Below are 4,545 nucleotides of genomic sequence, written 5' to 3'. Positions count from 1 at the left end.
CTGTGGTTTCACCGACGCGGGGTGGAGCAGCTCGGTAGCTCGCTGGGCTCATAACCCAGAGGTCGCAGGTTCAAATCCTGTCCCCGCTACTGAAGACGAAGGCCCGGATCCAATGGGATCCGGGCCTTCGTCATGTCCGGAAGAGGGAACCGGAGAGGAAGCCGGGAGACACGGGGTCACTGGGGCGGGTGAGTTGGGGTGTGAGCGTGTTTGACTTGTCTCTCTGTGGGCATGTCGACAAAACGCTGTAGTGACCTCACTGGCTGCGACATACCAGGTGTACGCGGGTAGCAGGTGATGCGACGATGGGATTTATGGGGGACAGGTCAACTCTGCTGGAGACAGGGCGGTTTGTGAGGGCGGAGGCCGAGTCGGGTACGGAGTACGCTGAGGCGGCTCAGGCTGTCAACGCGCAGACCGCACTGACCGATGCGGTGTTCGCGGAAGAAGCCTTCGGAGAGGCCGAAGGGGCCACCGACGCCGAGCTGGAGGCGCGCCACCGGGTGGCCGCCGACAAGGGCGACCCCGGGGCCATGAGCGTGCTCGGCGCGCTCCTGCTGCGCCGTGGCGACCTGGCCGGGGCCGAGCCCTACCTGCGCGGAGCCACCGGTGAAGGGGACCGGGCCGCCGCGAACAACCTCGGCGTCCTCCTGCACCAGCGCGGCTACCCCGACGAGGCCGCCGGCTGGTGGCGCGTCGCCGCCGTCGCCGGATCCGCTCCGGCCGCGCACGCCCTGGGCCGTCACTACCGCGAGCGCGGGGACGAGCCCGCCGCCGAGTACTGGCTGCGCCAGGCGGCGGAATCCGGCCATGCCCTGGGGGCGTACGGGCTGGCCGACCTGCTGGAGCACCGGGGGGACCGGGGCGTCGAACGCTGGTTCCGGGCGGCGGCCGAACAGGGGCACCGCGAGGCGGCGTACCGCCTGGCGCGGCACCTGCGCAAGGGGGACCCCGCCGAGGCCGAGCAGTGGTACCGGCAGGCCGCCGCGCGCGGGCACCGGCGCGCCGGGCTGCACCTGGGCGCCCTGCTGGAGGCGCGCGGCGAGCTCAAGGAGGCCGGGCGCTGGTACCTCAGCTCGGCGAAGCAGGGCGAGGCCCGGGCGGCGTGCGCGCTCGGCTTCCTGCTGCGCGACGCCGGGGACGAGGAGAGCGCGGCCTCGTGGTGGCTGCGGGCCGCCCAGGACGGCGACGGGAACGCGGCGAACGCCCTGGGCGCGCTGCACGCCGCCCGGGGCGAGACCCAGACGGCCGAGAAGTGGTACCGGGCCGCGATGGACGCGGGCGACCAGAACGGGGCGTACAACCTCGCGCTGCTGTGCGCCGCGCAGGAGCGGACCGCGCAGGCCGAGCAGTGGTACCGCCGGGCGGCCTACGCGGGCCACCGCGAGGCCGCCAACGCGCTCGCGATCCTGCTCCTGCAGGGCGGCGACGCGGCCGGCGCCGAGCCGTGGTTCTCGAAGGCGGCGGAGGCCGGCAGCGTGGACGCCGCCTTCAACCTCGGGATCCTCTTCGCCAGCCGCGACGAGGACCGCACCGCGCTGAAGTGGTACGAGCGCGCCGCCGCGGCCGGGCACACCGACGCCGCGCTCCAGGTCGGCATCGCCCTGGTGCGCGACGGCGCCGAGCGGGCCGCCGAGCGGCACCTGCGGTGCGCGGCGGGCGGCGGCAGCGCCGAGGCGGCGTTCCGGCTGGCCTCGCTGCTGGAGTCGCTGGCCCCGCCCCCGGAGCCGGTGGCGCTGGGCGAGCCCGCCGGCGGGGTCGCGCGGACCGAGAGCGAGGAGTGGTACGAGCGTGCCGCCGAGCAGGGCCACCGGCGGGCGCAGGTCCGGGTCGGGATGCTGGCCGCGGCCCGGGGCGACCTGGCGGTGGCCGCGCGGTGGTACCGGGAGGCGGCGGAGGCCGGTTCCCGCAACGGCGCCTTCAACCTCGGGCTGCTGCTGGCCCGCGAGGGCAACGAGCCCGAGGCGGCCCTGTGGTGGACCCGCGCCGCGGTGGCCGGGCACGGCCGGGCCGCGCTGCGGCTCGGGCTGCTGGCGGCCCGCCACGGGGACCTGTCGGAGGGGCAGAAGTGGTGCGTGCGGGCCATGGAGCTGGGCCCGGCGGAGGTCTCGGAGCGCGCCGCCCGGCTGCGCGACGCGCTGGCGGAGGAGCTCTCCGCCTGAGCCCCGTGACAGCTGCCGGTTAACTGATTTGCATCTGCCGGGCAGCCTCACGTACAGTCGTGTTTACCGACGCGGGGTGGAGCAGCTCGGTAGCTCGCTGGGCTCATAACCCAGAGGTCGCAGGTTCAAATCCTGTCCCCGCTACTGAAGGCCCGAGGCCCGGATCCCATGGATCCGGGCCTCGAGTCGTTTCAGCGTGCGAAGTGTGAAGCGTGAAGCGTGAAGCGTGAACAGGGCGGCGAAAAGGCCGGGGGCGCGAGCCCCCGGCCTTTGGTGTTCCTGTTCCCGTCCCGCCGGGTGTTCCGTCAGACGCCCGCGCAGCCCGGGCACAGTCCGCGGTACGTCACCTCGACCGCCGAGACCACGAAGCCGAAGCGCTCGCCGTCGGGCAGGTCGGCCAGCGGGTCGCCCGCCGGGTGGACGTCGCGGATGGCGCCGCACTGGGCGCAGACCAGGTGCTGGTGGGGGCGGTGGGCGTTCGGGTCGTACCGCTTGGCCCGCCGGTCCGTGGAGACTTCCAGGACCTCGCCGAGCGTGACGAGCTCGCCCAGGGTGTTGTAGACCGTCGCCCGAGAGATCTCGGGAAGTTTGGTCACGGCACGGGCGTGGACTTCGTCGGCCGTCAGGTGAACGTGGTCACCGTCGAGTACTTCGGCCACGACGCGCCGCTGCGCCGTCATGCGCCAGCCGCGTCCGCGAAGTCGTTCCAGCAGGTCACTCATACAAGCCAGCCTAACAGTGGGGATTCGGTGCAGATCCCGAACCGGTGTGGACTTGGATGCTTACTTGACTTAGACAAAGTCCATTGTAGGATCGGATACGGCAAACGCCAAGGACAGGACTTGCAGGAATGACGCAGGAGGCGCACGTGACGCAGCAGGGACCGCTCACCACGGAGGCCGGGGCTCCGGTCGCCGACAACCAGAACAGTGAGACGGCCGGCGTCGGCGGGCCGGTTCTCGTCCAGGACCAGCTGCTCATGGAGAAGCTCGCCCACTTCAACCGTGAGCGCATACCGGAGCGCGTGGTGCACGCCCGCGGCGCCGGTGCGTACGGCACCTTCACCGTCACCCGTGACGTGTCGCAGTGGACCCGGGCGAAGTTCCTCTCCGAGGTCGGCAAGCAGACCGAGACCTTCCTGCGCTTCTCGACCGTCGCCGACAGCCTCGGCGGCGCGGACGCCCGCCGTGACCCGCGCGGCTGGGCGCTGAAGTTCTACACCGAAGAGGGCAACTACGACCTCGTCGGCAACAACACCCCGGTCTTCTTCATCCGGGACGCCATCAAGTTCCCCGACTTCATCCACACCCAGAAGCGCGACCCGTACACGGGCTCGCAGGAGGCGGACAACGTCTGGGACTTCTGGGGTCTGTCGCCCGAGTCCACCCACCAGGTGACCTGGCTGTTCGGCGACCGCGGCATCCCGGCGTCCTACCGCCACATGAACGGCTACGGCTCGCACACGTTCCAGTGGAACAACGAGGCCGGCGAGGTCTTCTGGGTCAAGTACCACTTCAAGACCGACCAGGGCATCAAGAACCTCACCCAGGCCGAGGCCAACGCCCTCGCCGGCGAGGACCCCGACTCGCACCAGCGCGACCTCCGCGAGTCCATCGAGCGCGGCGAGTTCCCGAGCTGGACCGTGCAGGTCCAGATCATGCCGGCGGCCGACGCGGCCCAGTACCGCTTCAACCCGTTCGACCTCACCAAGGTGTGGCCGCACGAGGACTACCCGCCGATCGAGATCGGCACGCTGGAGCTCAACCGCAACCCGGAGAACGTCTTCGCCGAGGTCGAGCAGTCCATCTTCAGCCCGGCCCACTTCGTCCCCGGCATCGGTCCCTCCCCGGACAAGATGCTCCAGGGCCGTCTCTTCGCGTACGGCGACGCCCACCGCTACCGCGTCGGCATCAACGCCGACCACCTGCCGGTGAACCGCCCGCACGCCACCGAGGCGCGCACCAACTCCCGTGACGGCTTCCTGTACGACGGCCGCCACAAGGGCGCGAAGAACTACGAGCCGAACAGCTTCGGCGGCCCCGTCCAGACGGACCGCCCGCTGTGGCAGTCCTCCGCCCTCACCGGCGGCACGGGCAGCCACGCCACCCCGTCGCACTCCGAGGACACCGACTTCGTGCAGGCCGGCGACCTCTACCGGCTGATGTCGCAGGACGAGAAGTCCCGTCTGATCGAGAACCTGTCCGGCTTCATCGCCAAGGTCTCCCGTGACGACATCGCCGAGCGCGCGATCGAGAACTTCCGCCAGGCGGACGGCGACTTCGGCAAGCGGCTGGACGCCGCGGTCCAGGCCCTTCGCGGCTAGTACCGGATCGCTTGTCGTAGCAGGTCGGCGGGCCGGAACCCTCTACGGAGGGTTCCGGCC

3 protein-coding genes and 2 tRNA genes are annotated in these 4,545 nt (G+C 71.3%); 4 read left to right on the top strand and 1 reads right to left on the bottom strand.

Features of this window, described 5'->3' with window-relative positions; translation table 11 throughout:
* The first annotated feature begins 15 nt into the window (after positions 1-15).
* The 3 genes from ACFV0Q_RS38625 to ACFV0Q_RS38615 all read left to right on the top strand — a co-directional run bounded on the left by ACFV0Q_RS38625 (position 16) and on the right by ACFV0Q_RS38615 (position 2,306).
* Positions 16-89, top strand: a tRNA-Met gene (locus tag ACFV0Q_RS38625).
* 216 nt (positions 90-305) lie between these two features.
* The gene (locus ACFV0Q_RS38620; protein ID WP_385012385.1) at positions 306-2,162 is read left to right on the top strand and encodes a sel1 repeat family protein; all 1,857 of its coding nucleotides are present in this window, start codon (positions 306-308) and stop codon (positions 2,160-2,162) included.
* 70 nt (positions 2,163-2,232) lie between these two features.
* Positions 2,233-2,306 (top strand) — tRNA-Met (locus ACFV0Q_RS38615).
* 161 nt (positions 2,307-2,467) lie between these two features.
* Here the strand turns inward: ACFV0Q_RS38615 and ACFV0Q_RS38610 are convergent.
* Positions 2,468-2,884, bottom strand: a complete 417-nt coding sequence (locus ACFV0Q_RS38610; RefSeq protein ID WP_385012383.1) for a Fur family transcriptional regulator — start codon at positions 2,882-2,884, stop codon at positions 2,468-2,470.
* A gap of 128 nt (positions 2,885-3,012) precedes the next feature.
* Here ACFV0Q_RS38610 and ACFV0Q_RS38605 point away from each other — a divergent pair, with 128 nt between their 5' ends.
* Positions 3,013-4,485 carry a catalase gene (locus tag ACFV0Q_RS38605; RefSeq protein ID WP_385012381.1) on the top strand — a complete coding sequence of 491 codons (1,473 nt, stop codon included), beginning with the start codon at positions 3,013-3,015 and terminating at the stop codon, positions 4,483-4,485.
* Positions 4,486-4,545: the final 60 nt, after the last annotated feature.

The sequence above is a fragment of the Streptomyces sp. NPDC059564 genome (genome assembly GCF_042735575.1).
Taxonomy (GTDB): Bacteria; Actinomycetota; Actinomycetes; order Streptomycetales; family Streptomycetaceae; genus Streptomyces.
This window is presented reverse-complemented; position numbering and strand designations above follow the sequence as displayed.